This window comes from Candidatus Methylomirabilota bacterium (assembly GCA_035260325.1).
Lineage (GTDB): Bacteria > Methylomirabilota > Methylomirabilia > Rokubacteriales > CSP1-6 > AR19.
This window is the reverse complement of the sequence record DATFVL010000249.1, coordinates 1-17180: the sequence shown is the minus strand read 5'-3', so window position 1 is coordinate 17180 and position 17180 is coordinate 1. Positions and strand designations below refer to the sequence as shown.

Here is a 17180-nt window from a genome sequence, read left to right as displayed (position 1 = left end):
TCGCGGCGTCGGCGCGCCGGCGTCCTCGGGTAGGATGGCTCATGGCCTGGCTCCGGGCGGCGACGGGCGTCGTCCTCTTCACGTTCCTCGTCACGCACTTCCTGAACCATGCGCTCGGGCTCCACTCGCTCGCCGCGCAGGAGGCGGGCCGCGCGTGGTTCCTCCTGCTCTGGCGCAACCCGCTCGGCACGCTGCTCCTCTACGGCTCGCTCGTGATCCACTGGATCCTCGCCCTCCGGTCCCTCTACCGGCGCCGCCACTTCCGCCTGCCGCGCTGGGAGGCGCTCCAGCTCCTCTTCGGGCTCGCGATGCCGCCGCTGCTCGTCCCCCATCTCGTCGGGACGCGGCTCGCGTGGACGCTGTTCGGCACGTCGGACACGTACGCGCGCGTCGTCTCCGTGTTCTGGATGTTCGATCCGGCCGCCGGCGTCCGCCAGATCGCGCTCGTCGCGATCGCGTGGACGCACGGCTGCATGGGGCTCCACTTCTGGTTGCGGCTCAGGCCCTGGTACCCGCGCGCGGCGCGGACGTTCCTCGTGGCCGCCGTCCTCCTGCCCGCGCTCGCCGTCCTGGGCTTCGCGGAGGCGGGCAAGGAGGCGGCGCGGCGCGCGCGCGAGCCCGGCTGGCTCGACGTCATGGTGCGCGGTCCCGACACCCGGAGCCCGGCCGACCGCGAGCTGCAGGAGCGCGTGCGCGAACGGCTGCTCGCGGCCGTCGGCGGGAGCCTCGCGCTGGTCCTCCTCGCGGGCGCCGCGCGGCGGCTCCGCGCGCGGCGCGGCGGCGTCGTCCGCATCGCGTATCCCGAGGGCCGGCGGGCCGTGGTGCCGGTGGGCTTCACGGTCCTGGAGGCGAGCCGCCGCGCCGGGATCCCGCACGCGTCGGTCTGCGGGGGCCGCGGGCGCTGCTCGACATGTCGGGTGCGCGTCGGCGAGGGGGCCGAGCTCCTGCCGCCGGCGAGCGCGGCGGAGATCCGCGTCCTCACGCGCGTGGGCGCGGCGCCCGGCGTGCGGCTCGCCTGCCAGCTCCGTCCGACAGGCGACCTCTCCGTCGTGCCGCTCCTGCCCGCGGGCGTCGGCCCCGCCGCCGCTCTCGGCTCCGCGGCGCCGGGCGCCGGACGAGAGCAGGAGATCGTGGTGCTCTTCGCGGATCTCCGGGGCTTCACCCGGATCGCCGAGCGCCGTCTCCCCTATGACGTGGTCTTCCTGCTGAACCAGTACTTCGCCGCGGTCGGCGGCGCGATCAAGCGCTCCGGCGGCGTCGCGAACCAGTTCGCGGGCGACGGCGTGATGGCGCTGTTCGGCGTCGACAGCGGGCCCGAGGACGGCGCCCGCCGGGCCCTCGCCGCCGCGCGCGAGATCGTGCTGAGCGTCCGGGCGCTCAGCGCGACGCTCGCCGAGGAGCTCCGCGCGCCCCTCCGGATCGGCATCGGCGTCCACGTCGGGCCCGCCGTGGTCGGGCGCATGGGCTTCGAGGAGACCGAGTACCTCACGGCGGTGGGCGACACGGTCCACGTGGCGAGCCGGCTCGAGCAGCTCACGAAAGACTATGCGGGCGAGCTGGTCGTCTCCGAGGAGGTGGCGCGCCGGGCGGGGCTCGACGTCTCGGCGCTCCCGCGCCACGAGGTCACGGTGCGCAACCGGCGCGAGCCGCTGGCGATCCGCGTCGTCGCCGACGCGGGCGCGCTCGCGCTCCCCGCCCGCCGGGGCGGAGAGCCGGAGCGCTAGTCGATCTCTTCGGGGCGGCCGCCGCGCCGCGCGCCGGCCCGGGCACTCCCCTTGCCGCCGTTCGCGCCGTGACCGTTGCCGCCGAAGGTCAGGGGCGGTTTCATCTCGAACTGGCGCTCGAGGCGGTTCCGACGCTCCTTCCAGCCCTCCTGGTACTCGAGCTCCTCCTCGTGGAGCGTCGCCGGCTGCTTGACGCCGTGGGCGAGGCGGAACTGGATCGCGAGCTCGGACGCCCGCCGTCGGACCTCGTCCCACGGCGTGCCGAGGGCGAACTGGTCGGAGATCGCGCCGATCCGGCCGGTGTGGATGTTCACGGAGCACGTGATGGCCGAGAGGATCGGGCCCGACCAGTACGACGTCTGGGAGTTGATGGGCATCGGCAGGATGTGGAGGTTGTGGCTGCCGCGGCAGTCGCCGGCGACCATCGGCGCGGCCGCCCACGGCGACGTGATCTCGCCCGGCGCCGGCCAGTCCCCCTGCGCGAAGGCGAGGAGCACCGGGTCGTCCTTGCCGCCGTAGGTGAAGCCCTTCTTGGTCTTGATGTTGTGCAGCCGCTCCGCCGAGCAGATGTAGCCGAGCTCGTCACGCTCGCCCTTCTCGTTGCGGCTCCAGATGCGCGCGATGACGAAGCGCGAAGCGCGCGTCAGGCCCTCGATGTCGTAGAGGTCCTCGGGCGCGCGCAGCGTGATGACCTTTTCTTGAAGTCCCTTGGCGAGCTCCTCCATCTTGCCGTCGAGCGCCCGCTGATCGCGCGGGTGGGCGCCCGCCTCGATGGCCTGGGCCTTCGTGTCGAGGTCGACGATCTCCATGAGGTAGCCGCGCTTCATCTTCGACGCGGCGATGATGAGCCCGGTGTTGAACCGCGGCAGGAGGTACGCGCCGGTCGCGTAGTAATTGAAGGCCATCGGCTCGGTCTTGTCGGCGAAGGACACGAGGACGGTCTGGGAGGCGTTCTCCTTGCGGACGGGCAGCGGCAGCGCGACCGTCGCCGGGCCCGCGCCCCGGAGATTGCCCGTGAAGGCGTCGGCCACGAGGTCCTGGCCCGGCCCGTAGAGGCCGAGCTCGGCGGCCTTCTTCGCGCCTTCCTGGAGCGCGTCCCACATGAGCCGGTCCACCACCGACATGTCGACGCTCTCGGCCATGATCCCCGTCACGGCGACGTCGTCGCCCGTGTGCGTCACGACGAGCGAGGTGAAGATGGCCTCCTTCCCGGCCCAGTTGTTCTCCAGGACGTACTTCGCGATGATCGACTTCACCTCGTCGGCCGCGACCACGTGGCCGCCCACCCCGCCGACGTCGGCCTTCGTGGCCTTGATGTAGCGCTGGACGAGGGCCGGGTTCTTGGCGAAGACGTACGCCTTGTACGAGAAGATGTTCGGCGTGCTGGTGACGGTGACCCTTTCCGCGAGGGTCCGGGGGAGCCCGTCGAGCTCGTCCTTGGACTGGTGGTACTCCGTCAGCCTGATCGCCTTCCCGTCGGCCTGGCCGTAGCGTCGGGCGCCCATGCACGCCTCCTTGCGCGGAATCGGAAGTGGGGTGATTCGGCCGAGGATAACGGGTACACTGGGACCCGTCAAGCAAGAAGTTACTGGATATGAAATTAATTTCGCAGAGCCGTGAGCTCCGGCAGACGGTCCGCTGCCTCGAGCTCTACTACCGCCAGGCCAAGAGCCAGAAGGACATCGCGCGCGCGCTCGGCGTCTCGGCGGCCACGGTCTCGCGCCTGCTCAAGCGCGCCTACGACGACGGCCTGGTCCGGGTCGAGCTGGATCTCCCCCGCATGGAGGAGCTCGAGGCCGGGCTCGTCGAGCGCTACGGCCTGCGCGACGCGGTCGTGGTGGCCGCGGGGGGCCGCGGCGACCTCAAGGAGGAGCTCGGCGCGGCGGCGGCGACCTACTTCGAGAAGATTGCGGGGAACGGCATGCGGATCGGCCTCTCCTGCGGCTTCACGCTCTACCAGACGATCCGCCAGCTCCGCGAGCGCCGCTTCCGCGACCTCGTCCTCTACCCGCTGTCGGGCGAGAGCACGCTCCGGCAGGTGGACCTCTTCCCCAACACGCTGGTCGGGATGATGGCGGCCAAGTACCGGCCGCACGTCCAGGCGTACGCGCTCCCCGTCCAGCATCTCCTCTCGCTCGGCGAGATCGAGCGCGAGCGCCGGCGCCTGCTGCGCGATCCCGACGTCCGTACGATCTACGAGGCCGCGCAGGCGGTGGACATCGCGCTCGTCGGCATCGGCCTGATCGGCGAGCAGACGCAGGGCTTCTGCTCGCTGGCCGAGGCGTACGGGGTGAGCGTCGGGCGGCTGCGCCAGCTCGGCGTCGTGGGCGAGATCAACTACCAGCCCTTCGACCGCGACGGCCGGATCGTGGACCGCCCCGAGCTCCGCGCGCTGATGCGGCGGATCCTCTCCGTCGGCAGCGACCGCCTCCAGGCGCTCTCACGCCGCGCCGACCGCTACGTGGTCGCGATCGCGGGCGGGCGCGCCAAGCTCGAGGCGGTGCGGGGCGCGCTGGCGGGCCGCCTCATGAACGTCCTCGTCACCGACGAGGACGTGGCGACGGCGCTCCTGCGGCGGACGCCCTGAGGGCCGGCCCCTAGGACCGCGCCCGCGGCATGGACGCCTCCTCGAAGACGCCCATGCGACGGAACTTCTCGTAGCGCTCGCTCACGAGCGCGTCGGCCGACAGGGCCGCGAGGTCCCCCAGGTGGTCGCGCAGCTCGACGCGGAGGCTCGCCGCGGCGGCGTCCCAGTTCCGGTGGGCGCCGCCGACCGGCTCGGGCACGATCGCGTCGATGACGCCGAGCCGCAGGAGGTCGGGCGCGGTGATCTTCATGGACTCCGCGGCCTCGGGCGCCTTCGCGGCGTCGCCCCAGAGGATCGCGGCGCAGCCCTCGGGCGAGATGACCGAGTAGATCGCGTACTCGAGCATCAGCACGCGGTTGCCCATGCCGATCGCGAGGGCCCCGCCGCTCCCCCCCTCGCCCGTCACGACGGCGACGAGCGGCGTGCGGAGCCCCGCCATCTCGTGGAGGTTCCGCGCGATCGCCTCGGCTTGGCCCCGCTCCTCGGCGCCGAGCCCGGGATACGCGCCGGGCGTGTCGATGAAGGTCACGACCGGCTTGGCGAACTTCTCGGCGAGCCGCATGAGGCGGAGCGCCTTCCGGTAGCCCTCGGGGTTCGGCATGCCGAAGTTGCGCGCGATCTTCTCGCGCGTGTCCCGCCCCTTCTGGTGGCCGATGACGACGACCCCCCGCCCCTCGAATCGCGCCAGGCCGCCCACGACGGCGGGGTCGTCGCCGTAGAGCCGGTCGCCGTGGAGCTCGATGAAGTCGTCGAAGAGGAGCCGGACGAAGTCGCGCGTGTGCGGCCGCTTCGGGTGGCGCGCGAGCTGGGTGCGCTGCCACGCGCTGAGGCCCGCGTAGGTCTTCTGGCGCAGGCGCTCCAGGCGCTCCTCGAGCTTCGCGATCTCGTCGCGGACCTTCGGCGAGTCCTCCTGGGCCTGGAGCGTCGCGATGCGCGTCTCCAGCTCGAGGAGCGGCTGCTCGAACTCAAGCGCGTCCGGCATACTCCACCGTGACCGCGCCCGGCCCGAGGATCGTCTCGGCCCCCGCGACGAGCTCGGGGCTCGCGTCCACCGAGAGGCCGCGCGCCCGGACGACGATCTCCTGCGCTTCGACGACGAGGTGCAGGAAGAGCGGGACGCGGCCGGGATGCCCGGCGCAGAGCGACCGGAGCTGCGCGAGCACCGCCGCGGGGTCGGCGCCCGCGGGCACGCGCATCCGGCACGCGTTCGGCTCGCCCGCCGCGGCGCCGTTCCGCGGGCGGCCGGTCCCTTCCGCGAGCGCTTGCTCCAGGAGGCGGATGTCGTCCGCCAGGACCACGCGCCCCTTGTCGCCGTCGTCCACGCGCCCCTTCACCAGCAGCGCCTCGTGCGAGCGCAGGACGGGCGCCGCCGCCCTGAAGGGCTCCGGGAACACCGTGACCTCGACCGTCCCGTCCATGTCCTCCAGGGTGAAGAACGCCATGCGGTTCCCGCTCTTCGTCGACGTCTCCTTGAGCCCCGTTGCCTGGCCGAAGAGCAGCACGCGCGCACCGTGGCCCTTCGCGGCGAGCTCGGCGGTCGTCGTGATGCCGAGCGACTCGACGATACCGCGAAACCGGGCGAGCGGGTGGCCCGAGATGTAGAAACCGAGGACCTCCTTCTCGAACGCGAGCCGCTGGTCCTGGTCCCACTCGGGCGTGACCTCGAGGGGCGGGGACGCCGGCCGCGCCGCCTCCGGCGGCAGGAGGTCGAAGAACGAGGACTGGCCCTCCGCGCGGTCGCGCTGCTGGCGCTGGCCGCTCTCGAGCGCGGCGTCGGCGGTCGCCAGGAGGTGGGCGCGCGGGAGACCGAGCGAGTCGAACGCCCCCGCCTTGACGAGCGACTCCACGACGCGCCGGTTGACGAGCCGCAGGTCCACGCGCGCGCAGAAGTCCTCGAGCGACTTGAACGGGCCGGCCTCGGCGCGGGTCCGGAGGATCGACTCCATCGCCGCCTCGCCGACGTTCTTGATCGCCGCCAGGCCGAAGCGGATCGTGTCGCCGGCGACGCTGAACCGCACCGCCGAGACGTCGACGTCCGGCGGCTCGACCCGGAGCCCCATCGCGCGGCACTCCTCGATGTACTTCACGATCTTGTCGGTATCGCCCATCTCCGAGGTGAGCAGCGCCGCCATGAACTCGACCGGATAGTTCGCCTTGAAGTACGCGGTCTGGTACGCGACGAGCGCGTACGCCGCGGCGTGCGAGTTGTGGACCGCGATCCCGTTGGCGATGAAGCTTCTGGCGCCGGGCACTTCGAAGTCGTACGTCGGCTCGACGCCGTCGAACACGAACGGTTCCGATGGCGCGCAGCCGAGCGTGAGGGGATCGTGCTTCTCGAGGAACGTGACCAAATCGTCAGGCGTCAACTCCTCCGCGTTCACCCAGCCGCGCTGCGTGAACACGGCATGGTCGGGCGTGCACCGCACCGACATCCCGTTGGCGAGCGTCAGGCGCCCGACCCGGCGCACGCCGCTCGGCCGCACACCGCGGGCCTCACGGGGGCCGTCCTTTGTGAGGACCACGTCCCCTTCGCGGATCTCGATCATGCGCTTCCGTGAACCATCGGCCATCTCGATCTGAGAATCGCCGCTCAGACATTTATTGAACCCGTACCCCGCGAACTTCTCCATGAGCTCCCACACGCGCTCGGCCTTCGCCTTCGGGATCGCGCGCTCGCCGCAGCCGGCGACGAATTTCTCCCGTTGCTTCGCCATGAGCTCGCGGTCCTTCTTGCCCATCGCGCGGCGCAGGATGTCCGCCTCGCCCATGGTGAAGCCCGCCATCTCGGAGGCGATCTGCATGATCTGTTCCTGGTAGACCATGATCCCGTACGTCTCGCGCGTGAACTTCTCCATCGCCGGGTGCTCGTAGGTGATCCGCGAGCGTCCGTGCTTGCGCGCGATGAAGTCCGGGATGAGCTCCATCGGCCCCGGCCGGTAGAGCGAGACCATCGCGATGACGTCCTCGAGCCGTTCGGGCCGGAGCCCCCGGAGCGCGTCGCGCATCCCCGACGACTCCAGCTGGAAGACGCCGAACGTCTTGGCCTCGCTGAGGAGCTGATAGGCCTTCGCGTCGTCGAGCGGCAGGGCATCCAGGTCGATCGTCGTGCCGCGCGACTCCGTGATGAGCGCCACCGTGTTTGCCAGAACGGTCAGCGTCCGGAGCCCGAGGAAGTCCATCTTGAGCAGACCGAGCTTCTCGATCGGGCCCATCGCGTAGCCCGTGATCAGCTCCGGGCGCTTCGGGTCCTTGTAGAGCGGGATGTGCGCCTCGAGCGGCTCGTCCGAGATGACGACGGCCGAGGCGTGGACCGAGGCGTGCCGCGTGCATCCCTCGAGCGTCCGCGCGACCTCCCACAGCTCGCGGACCGACGGCTGGCTCTTCACCATCTCGGCCAGCGGCAGCGACTTCTGGTACGCGTCGTCGAGCGTGATGTTGAGCGGGAAGTTCGGCACGAGCTTGGCGATCCGGTCCACGTCGGCGTACGACATGCCCAGCACGCGCCCGACGTCGCGGATCGCGGCCTTCGCGCCGAGCGTCCCGAAGGTGATGATGTGGGCGACGCGCTCGCGGCCGTACTTGTCGGCGACGTAGTGGATGACCTCGTCGCGCCGGTCGTCCGCGAAGTCGATGTCCATGTCCGGCATCGAGATCCGTTCGGGGTTGAGGAACCGCTCGAACAGCAGCCCGTACCGGAGGGGATCGATGCTCGTGATGCCCAGACAGTAGGCCGTGAGCGAGCCCGCCGACGAGCCGCGCCCGGGGCCGACGGCGATCCCCCGCTCCCGTGCGAAGCGGATGAAGTCCCAGACGACCAGGAAGTAGCCGGCGAACCCCATCTTCTCGATGACGGCCAGCTCGTGGGCCAGGCGCGTCTCGATCGCGTCGCCGGGGCTCGGGCCGTAGCGCCGCCGGAGGCCAGCGCGCGCCAGCTCGTGGAGGTAGCTGTCGAGCGTGTGGCCCTCGGGCGCGACGTAGCGCGGCAGGTGGAAGCTGCCGAAGTCGAGCGTCAGGTTGCAGCGCTCGGCGACGGCGAGCGTGTTTCGGCACGCCTCGGGCAGTTCGGCGAAGACCCGCGCCATCTCCTCCGCCGACTTCACATAGAACTCCTGGCTCGCGAAGCGGAAGCGGCTCGGGTCGTTCAGATTCGTCCCGGTCTGGATGCACAAGAGCGCCTCGTGGGCCTTCGCGTGGCCGCCCTCGAGGTAGTGGGAGTCGTTGGTCCCGACGATCCGGGCGCCGACCGACTTCGCGATCCCGAGCGTCTCGGCGGTGACCTTCACCTGCGCCTCGAGGCCGTGGGCCTGGACCTCCATGAAGTAGTGGTCGCGGCCGAAGACCTCCTGGTACCAGCCGGCCGTCTCGCGCGCCCTCTGCGTCTCGCCGGCCGCGAGGAGGCGCGAGACCTCGGAGTTGAGGCAGCCCGAGAGGACGAGGAGCCCGTCCGCGTGCTCGGCGAGGAGCTCCTTGTCCACGCGCGGCTTGTAGTAGAACCCCTCGAGGTACGCCTTCGAGACGAGCTTGATGAGGTTCTGGTAGCCGTTCCGGTTGCGCACGAGCACCGTCAGGTGGTTCGCGCCCTCGTAGCCGCCGTCCTGGGACCCGCGCTCCCGCCGGCTCCCCGGGGCCACGTAGAGCTCGCAGCCGAGGATCGGCTTGACGCCCGCCTTCTGCGCCGCCAGGTAGAAGTCGATCGCGCCGAACATGTTGCCGTGGTCGGTGAGCGCGATCGCCGGGAAGTGCAGGTCCTTCGCCTTCTGGACGAGCTTCTCGAGCCGGGCGGCGCCGTCGAGGAGGCTGTACTCGGAGTGGACGTGGAGGTGGACGAACTCAGCGTGCTGCATGGGTCTCGGCGAGCCCTACTCCCACTCGATGGTCGACGGGGGCTTCGACGAGATGTCGAAGACGACCCGATTGACGCCCTTCACCTCGTTGATGATGCGATTGCTGATCTTGCCGAGCAGATCGTAGGGCAGGCGCGCCCAGTCGGCGGTCATGGCGTCCTGGCTCATCACCGCGCGGAGCGCGATGACATGAGCGTAGGTCCTGAAGTCGCCCATCACGCCGACGGTCCGGATCGGCAGGAGCACCGCGAAAGCCTGCCAGACCTCGCGCTCGAGCCCCGCGGCGCGCACCTCCTCCTGGACGATCGCGTCGGCCTCGCGCAGGATCTCGAGCCGGTCGGGCGTCACTTCGCCGAGGACGCGGATCGCGAGCCCGGGCCCCGGGAACGGCTGGCGCCAGACAATCTCCGGCGGCAGTCCGAGGAGCTCGCCGAGCCGGCGGACCTCGTCCTTGAAGAGCTCGCGCAGGGGCTCGATCAGCCTGAACTCCATCCGCGTGGGGAGGCCGCCGACGTTGTGGTGGGTCTTGATCGTGGCCGACGGACCGCGAAACGACACCGACTCGATCACGTCGGGGTAGAGCGTCCCCTGGGCGAGCCAGGGGATCCGGCCGAGCTTCCGTGCCTCGTCCTCGAAGACCCCGATGAACTCGGCGCCGATCCTCTTCCGCTTCATCTCGGGATCCGTGACTCCTCGCAGAACGTCGAGAAATCGTCTGGATGCGTCGACGTGGATCAGATTGATCTTGAACGTGTCCCGGAACGTGTGGACGACCGCCCGGGCCTCGCCCTTCCTGAGGAGCCCGTTGTCGACGAAGACGCACGTGAGCTGGTCGCCGATGGCGCGGTGGACCAGCATCGCGACGACCGAGGAGTCCACGCCGCCCGACAGCGCGCAGAGCACCCGCTGGTCGCCGACCTCGGCCCGGATCGCGTCCACCGTCGTGTCGATGAAGCCCGCCATCGACCAGGTCCGGCCGACCCCGCAGATGTCGAGGAAGTTGTCGAAGATCCGCTTGCCCTGGGGCGTGTGGACGACCTCGGGGTGGAACTGGACGGCGTAGAGCCGGCGGTGCTCGTCCGCCATGGCGGCGACCGGACAGTTCGGCGTGGCGCCGAGCGCCGTGAAGCCTTTGGGCGGGCGCAGCACGGTGTCGCCGTGGCTCATCCAGACCGTGAGGCACCCCCGGGCGTCGGGCTCGAGGCCGCGGAAGAGCCGGCTCCCCTGGCCCTGGAGCTCGACGTCGGCCTTGCCGTACTCGCGCCGCTCGGCGGGGACCACGTGGCCGCCCAGGAGGTATCCCATCGCCTGCATGCCGTAGCAGATGCCGAGGACCGGTACGCCCGCTTCGAAGAGCGCCTTCGGCGGGAGCGGCGCGCCGTCCTCGTAGACGCTCGAGGGACCGCCCGAGAGGATGATGCCCTTGTAGCCGCCGGCGAGGATCTGCTCGAGCGGGTGCGTGCAGGAGAAGATCTCGGAGTAGACGTTCATGTCCCGGACACGGCGGGCGATCAGCTGCGTGTACTGGCCGCCGAAATCCAGGACCGCGATCTTGTCGGTCGCGATCATGCCGGCGCCCGGCGCTACCGGGGCCGTCCCAGCTTCTGGGCTTGCTGGAAGACCTTCCCTTCCGTCTTGATCGTCGGCGCGATGATCAGCTCCGTCATCTGCAGCTCGCGGATGTCCCGGGCGCCCACCGAGCCCATGCAGGTCCGGATGGCGCCGACGAGGTTGAGCGTGCCGTCCTCGGTGAACGCCGGTCCGAACAGGATCTGCTCCAGCGAGCCCGCGATCCCGACGCGGATCCGCGTGCCGCGCGGGAGGTTGGCGTGCGGCGTCGCCATGCCCCAGTGGTAGCCGCGGCCCGGCGCCTCGATGGCGCGGGCGAACGCCGAGCCGATCATGACCGCGTCGGCGCCCGACGCGAGCGCCTTGCACACGTCACCGCCGGTCGTCATGCCGCCGTCGGTGACGATCGGCACGTAGCGCCCGGTCTGCTTGTAGTGCTGGTCGCGCGCCGCCGCCGCGTCGGCCGTGGCCGTCACCTGCGGCACGCCGACCCCGAGCACCTCGCGGCTCGTGCAGGCGGCGCCCGGTCCCACACCGATGAGGAGCGCGTCGGCCCCGACCTCCATGAGCTCGAGGCAGGCCTCGTAGGTGACGACGTTGCCGATCATCAGCGGGATCGCGAGCGACTTCTTGAGCTTCCGGAGATCGACCGGGGTGTACTCGGTGGCGATGTGGCGGGCCGTCGTGACCGTGGACTGGACCACGAAGATGTCGGCGCCGGCTTCCTGTGCGATCTGCGCGAACCGTTCGGCGCGCTGAGGGATGGACGAGACGACCGCCGGCCCCCCGCCCTTCTTGATCTCGCGGATGCGCTGGTGGATCAGCTCTTCCTTGATCGGCTCGCCGTAGATCGACTGGATGATCTTGGTCGCCTCTTCCTGGCTCGCCGAGACGATGCGGTCGAGGACGTCCTCGGGGTTCGCGTAGCGGGAGAACACGCCTTCGAGGTTCAGGACCGCGAGGCCGCCGAGCCGGCCCATCTCCATGGCCAGCGTCGGCCCGACGACGCCGTCCATCGCGGCGGCGATGATCGGCAGCTCGAACCGGTGGCCGCAGAGTTCCCAGGAGACGTCCACCTCGTTGGGGTTGATGGTCACGGTGCCGGGAACGAGCGCGATGTCATCGAAGCCGTACGCGACCCTCGCCTTTCGCCCTCGTCCGACCCACATGCCCATCGGTCACCCTCCCCTCGGTCCGCCGCCCATGCCCTGCGCCGATCCCGTATATAGGGATCGCCCGCCGCCCCACCCACTACATTTCGTACACTATACGCGCGGCCTCCGAGCCTGTCAACGACGGGGGCCGGACGGGTGGGCCTCCTGCCACAGGAGGCGCAGGCCCTCGAGCCGGAGGTGCTCGTCCACCTGCTCGATGCAGCGCGCGACGTCGGCGAGGAGGCCGGCGTTGCCGCCGGTGGCGATGACGCGGGCCGGGGCGCCCAGCTCCGCGCGCATGCGCTCGACGAGCCCGTCCACCAAGCCCGCGTAGCCGTAGATCGCGCCCGACTGGAGGTTCGTCACCGTGCTGCGGCCGATGGCCTCCTTGGGCCTCACGAGCTCGACCCGATAGAGGCGGGCGGCGCGGGCGACCAGCGCCTCCACCGAAGTCGTGAGGCCCGGCGCGATCGCGCCGCCGATGAACTCGCGGCGCGCGTTCACGCAATTGAACGTCGTCGCCGTCCCGAAGTCGATGACGATCACCGGGGCGCCGTAGCGCGCGGTCGCGGCGTAGGCGTCCACGTAGCGGTCGGCGCCGACCTCGCGAGGCGCGTCGACGGCGAGGGGCATGCGCGTGTTCACCCCCGGCTCGACGAAGAACGCGGCGTGGCCGAAGTACGTCTCGCACATCCACTCGAGCGTCTGCTGCACCGGCGGCACGACGTTCGAGATCGCGACGCCCTGGAGGACGGACGGCTGGATGCCGCGCGTCCGGAGCAGCGTCTCGAAGAGGATCCCGTATTCGTCGGCGGTCTGCTCGCGCCGGCTCGTCAGCCGCCAGGACGCGAGGAGCCGCTCGCCGTCGAAGACGCCGATCTTGGTGTTGGTGTTGCCCACGTCAGCGACGAGGAGCATCGGTGACCCTCCTCCCGCGCGATCCCCGCGCGGAGCTCTCGATCGCCCCCGCGACGACCCGCCGGATGCCTCCCGCGTCCTCCACGAGCAGCGCCCCGTCGGCGTCGAGGCCGACCGCGAGTCCCGTGACGCCCTCGATCGTGACCGTCTGGCCGATCGTCTCGGCGAGGGCGAGCCAGCGCTCGCGCACGGGCTTGAAGCCCTCGGCCTCGAGGCGCGCGCGCCACGCGTCGAACTCGTCGAGCAGCGCGGCCAGGACCGCGTCGCGGCCGGGTGCCTGTCCCGTCTCGAGCGCCACCGAGGTGGCGCCGCCCCCCAGCTCGAGCGGGAACCCGCGCTGGGCGAGGTTGATGCCGACGCCGACGATGAGGACGGGGTCGCCCGAGCCTCCGCGCGACTCGACGAGGATGCCGCCGAGCTTGCGCCCGCCCGCCAGGACGTCGTTCGGCCACTTGAGCCTCGGCCGGAGGCCCGTGATTCGGCTCAGCGCCTCGGCGGTCGCCACCGCCGTGGTCGGCGAGAACGCCGGCCACAGCGCGAGCGGCGCGCGAGGGCGGACGAGGATCGACGCGAGCAGGCTCGTCCCGGGCGCGGCGGTCCAGGCGCGGCCCCGCCGGCCACGGCCCGCCGACTGGTGGTCGGCGACGACGACGGTGCGGTCCGGGCTGCCCTCGGCGGCGAGCCGCCAGGCGACCGCCTGCGTCGACTCGACGGTCGCGAGGCGGACCACGCGCGGCGACGGCCTAGCGGGCGCCGTCATCAAGCCAGCCCAGGCTCGCGGTGAGCTTGGCGCGGAGGGTCTCCTGCTCCGCGAGGCGCTCGCGCTCGCGCTCGACGACCTCTTCCGGCGCGCGCTCGACGAACTCGGGCCTGCCGAGCTTCGCCGTGAGGAACGTGACCGTCTCCTCCACTTTGCGGATCTCCTTCTGGAGCCGCTGGCGCTCGGCCGCGAGATCCACCACCCCCGCCAGGTCCACGTAGAGCTCCGACCCGCCGAGGACGGCCATCGCCGAGCTCCGCGGTCGTGTCGCGCGCGCATCGACGGTCAGCCGGACCCGCGCCAGCGGCTCGACGAGCGCGCCGTTCGCGGTGAACAGCCCCGCCGCGTCCCGGCTCGGACGGAGCGTCGCGGTCAGCGTGACGCCGGGCGCGATCCGCATCTCGCCGCGGATGTTGCGCAGCGCGGTGACGAGGTCCATGACCGCGGTCATCGCGCGCTCGGCGTGGGCGTCGCGCTGCTTCCCTCCCACCCGCGGATACGGCGCGATCATGATCGAGTCGCCCTTGTGCGGGAGCCGCTGCCAGATCTCCTCGGTGATGAACGGCATGAACGGGTGCAGAAGGCGGAGCGTCGTCTCGAGCACCCGAACGAGCGTCGCCTGGGTCCGCGCGCGCCGCCCCGGGCTCTCGGGACGGTAGAGCGAGAGCTTGGCGATCTCGAGGTACCAGTCGCAGAACTCGTGCCAGAGAAAGCGGTAGATCGCCGACGCGGCGTCGTTGAACCGGTAGCGCCGGAGCGCGGCCCGCGCCTCCGCGATGGTCGCCGCCAGCCGGCTCTCGATCCACGCGTCGGCCAGCGCCGGCGGGGTCTTCCGGGCCAGCGCCGCGTCGAAACCCTCCAGGTTCGACAGCACGAGGCGCGCGGCGTTCCAGATCTTGTTGGCGAAGTTCCGGTAGCCCTCGATGCGCTCCTCGGAGATCCGGATGTCGCGGCCCTGGGCCGCGAGCGCCACGAGCGTGAAGCGGAAGGCGTCGGTGCCGTACTTCGCCATCACCTCGAGCGGGTCGGCGACGTTCCCCCTGGACTTCGACATCTTCTGGCCCTCGGCGTCGCGCACGATCGCGTGGAGGTACACGTCGCGGAAGGGCACCTCCTGCATGAAGTGGATGCCGAGCATCGCCATCCGCGCGACCCAGAAAAAGAGGATGTCGGGTCCCGTGATGAGGACCGAGGTCGGATAGTAGGTCCGGAGGTCGGCGGTGACGTCGGGCCAGCCCATGGTCGAGAAGGGCCAGAGGCCGGAGGAGAACCAGGTGTCGAGCGTGTCGGGGTCCTGCCGGAGGGGCCCGCCGCAGGTCGGACACGACGTCAGGTCGTCGCGCGACACGTGGATCGAGCCGTCGGCGTCGCAGTGCCACGCGGGGATCCGGTGCCCCCACCAGAGCTGGCGCGAGATGCACCAGGGCCGGATGTTCTCCATCCAGTGGTAGTAGGTCTTCGTCCAGCTGCGCGGCAAGATCTTGACGCGTCCCTCGCGCACCGCCTTGATCGCGGCCTCGGCGAGCGGCTTCACCTGCAGGTACCACTGCTTGGAGACGAGCGGCTCGACCACCGTCTTGCAGCGGTAGCAGACGCCGACCGCGTGCCGGTAGGGCTCGATCCGCTCGATCAGGCCGAGGGCCTTCATGTCCTCGACGATGCGCTTGCGGCACTCGAAGCGGTCCAGGCCCGCGTAGCGGCCCGCCTCGGCGGTCATCCGTCCGTCGAAGCCGATGACCGTCTTGACGGGGAGGTGGTGGCGGCGGCCGATCTCGAAGTCCACAGGGTCGTGCCCGGGCGTCACCTTGATCACGCCGGTGCCGAACTTCGGATCGACGGCGTCGTCCGCGACCACCGTCACCGAGACCGTGCCGTCCACGGACGGGACCTCGAGCGTCTGGCCGACCAGATGCGCGTAGCGCTTGTCCTTGGGGTGCACGGCCAGGCCGGTGTCGCCCAGCTTCGTCTCCGGCCGCACCGTCCCGAGAGTGACCGGACCGTACTTGATGTAGACGAACTCGTCGTCGCGCTCTTCGCGCTCGACCTCGATGTCGGACAGGACCGTCTGACAGCGCGGGCACCAGTTGACGATGTAATCGTCCCGGTAGATCAGCCCCTCTTCCCAGAGGCGGACGAACGCCTCGCGCACCGCCCGGGCCAGACCGGGGTCCATCGTGAAGCGCTCGCGCGTCCAGTCGCACGACGCGCCCAGGCGCCTGAGCTGTCGGGTGATCGTGCCGCCGGCCTCCTCCTTCCACTTCCACGCGCGCGCGAGGAACGCCTCGCGGCCCAGATCTTCCTTGGTCTTTCCCTCGGCGGCGAGCTGCCGGTCGAGGACCATGTGGACCGCGATCGACGCGTGGTCGGTTCCGGGGAGCCAGAGCGTGTTGCAGCCGTCCATCCGCTTCATGCGGGCGAGCACGTCCTGGAGCGTGTTGTCGAGCGCGTGCCCCCAGTGGAGCGCGCCCGTGACGTTCGGCGGCGGCATCACGATCGAGAACGGCTTGCCCGGGGCGCCGGGATCCGCACGGAAGTAGCCCCGCTCCTCCCAGACCGGGTACCAGCGCTTCTCGACCTCGGCGGGCTCGTAGCGGTCGGAGATGGGCGCCTGCGGGGAGAGCGACGCGCGGGGCTCCATCCAGTTACTCTAGCACCGGGGCCGCGCGCACGAGCCGCCAGCCGTCCCGCGCGCGCCGGAAGACGAGCTCCCACGGCGATCGCTCCCGGCTCGCGGCGACCGACACGGTGCGTGACGCCGGGCTCCCCTCGGCCGCGTCGCACGCGGGCTCGGGCCGGAGCGACGCGGGGAGCCGATCGCGCAGCCGGGCGTCGGGGACGAGCCGCGCGAGCGCGTCCGTCTCCCCCGCGGCGAGCGCCGCGAAGAGCCGCGCGACCGTCTCGTGCAGGTCCCGGTGCCAGCCGTCGTGGTACGTGCGGCTCACCCGGACGACGGTGCCGTCCCCGCCCAGCCGGAAGACGTCCTCCGCCTCCGTCTGTCCCGCGCACCCCGGCGTCCAGCCCGTGTAGTGCAGCTCGTAGCGCACGCGGATCTCACCACCGTGGACGTGGTACGAGCGCGCGAGGAGCGGCCCATCGAAGACGTCGGCCGTCGTCCACGCGACGCGGACCCCGTCACCCTCCTGCCGCACGAGGTCGAGCCGGAGCGCGCGCGTGCCCCGGCCCGAGGCCGCGCCCTCCCAGGCGGCGAGGAACTGCGGAGCGCCCCCCGGCGCCGGCGGGAGCGGATAGACGCTCGGCCGGCCGTCGCGGTGGATCGTGGAGAGGAGCGCCGGCTGGCCGTGGAAGCGGCCGTAGATCCGCACCGTGTTCGCGCCCGGGGCGTCCGAGAGCTGGAAGGCGCCCACGACGACGCGGTCCACGCGCACGACGCTCAGCGCGGCGGCGCCCCAGGCGTCGCCGAAGGCGTCCAGCCGGTCCTGGAGAAACGCGGTGGACGCGAACGGGCCGCCGGTCGCGAGGTTCTCGACGATCTCCTCGTCGACGAGCGCCAGCATCTCGCGGTCGGTGTCGGGTGCGCCGTCGACGTCGAGCTGGACGACGCGCTGGCGCGACAGGGCGAGCTCGCGGAAGCGCTCGAGGCGGTCGGGGACGCCCGCCGCGCCG

At 71.4% G+C, this 17180-nt stretch carries 11 protein-coding genes; 2 read left to right on the top strand and 9 right to left on the bottom strand.

The genetic code is table 11. The annotated features are described in order from the left end of the window. Positions 1-41: 41 nt before the first annotated feature. A complete protein-coding gene (locus VKG64_15965) occupies positions 42-1724 on the top strand; it encodes an adenylate/guanylate cyclase domain-containing protein (protein HKB26533.1) in 1683 nt (560 codons plus the stop codon). Here the strand turns inward: VKG64_15965 and VKG64_15960 are convergent. Beyond that, the gene (locus tag VKG64_15960; protein ID HKB26532.1) at positions 1721-3229 is read right to left on the bottom strand and encodes a fructose 1,6-bisphosphatase; all 1509 of its coding nucleotides are present in this window, start codon (positions 3227-3229) and stop codon (positions 1721-1723) included. The genes VKG64_15965 and VKG64_15960 overlap by 4 nt on opposite strands. Positions 3230-3318: 89 nt before the next feature. On the opposite strand from VKG64_15960, the gene VKG64_15955 reads away from it, so the two are divergent. Further along, the gene (locus VKG64_15955; protein ID HKB26531.1) at positions 3319-4311 is read left to right on the top strand and encodes a sugar-binding domain-containing protein; all 993 of its coding nucleotides are present in this window, start codon (positions 3319-3321) and stop codon (positions 4309-4311) included. A gap of 10 nt (positions 4312-4321) precedes the next feature. Here VKG64_15955 and VKG64_15950 read toward each other — a convergent pair whose 3' ends face one another. The 8 genes from VKG64_15950 to VKG64_15915 form a co-directional block, all read right to left on the bottom strand. Continuing rightward, a complete protein-coding gene (locus VKG64_15950) occupies positions 4322-5293 on the bottom strand; it encodes an acetyl-CoA carboxylase carboxyltransferase subunit alpha (GenBank protein ID HKB26530.1) in 972 nt (323 codons plus the stop codon). Then, the gene (dnaE, locus tag VKG64_15945; GenBank protein ID HKB26529.1) at positions 5277-9155 is read right to left on the bottom strand and encodes a DNA polymerase III subunit alpha; all 3879 of its coding nucleotides are present in this window, start codon (positions 9153-9155) and stop codon (positions 5277-5279) included. The genes VKG64_15950 and dnaE overlap by 17 nt, the downstream gene beginning before the upstream one ends. Positions 9156-9170: 15 nt before the next feature. Further along, the gene (gene guaA / locus VKG64_15940; GenBank protein HKB26528.1) at positions 9171-10724 is read right to left on the bottom strand and encodes a glutamine-hydrolyzing GMP synthase; all 1554 of its coding nucleotides are present in this window, start codon (positions 10722-10724) and stop codon (positions 9171-9173) included. Positions 10725-10738: 14 nt separating this feature from the next. Further along, on the bottom strand, positions 10739-11899 hold the full coding sequence (locus VKG64_15935; protein HKB26527.1) for a GuaB3 family IMP dehydrogenase-related protein: 1161 nt from the start codon (positions 11897-11899) through the stop codon (positions 10739-10741). A gap of 114 nt (positions 11900-12013) precedes the next feature. After that, entirely contained in the window at positions 12014-12796 is a 783-nt protein-coding gene (locus VKG64_15930) for a type III pantothenate kinase (GenBank protein ID HKB26526.1), read from the bottom strand. Then, entirely contained in the window at positions 12780-13526 is a 747-nt protein-coding gene (locus VKG64_15925; GenBank protein HKB26525.1) for a biotin--[acetyl-CoA-carboxylase] ligase, read from the bottom strand. The genes VKG64_15930 and VKG64_15925 overlap by 17 nt, the downstream gene beginning before the upstream one ends. Before the next feature lie 13 nt (positions 13527-13539). Further along, a complete protein-coding gene (locus VKG64_15920; protein ID HKB26524.1) occupies positions 13540-16194 on the bottom strand; it encodes a valine--tRNA ligase in 2655 nt (884 codons plus the stop codon). 4 nt (positions 16195-16198) lie between these two features. Then, positions 16199-17180, bottom strand: a 982-nt coding sequence (locus VKG64_15915) for a hypothetical protein (protein HKB26523.1), incomplete at its 5' end; no start/stop codon positions are given.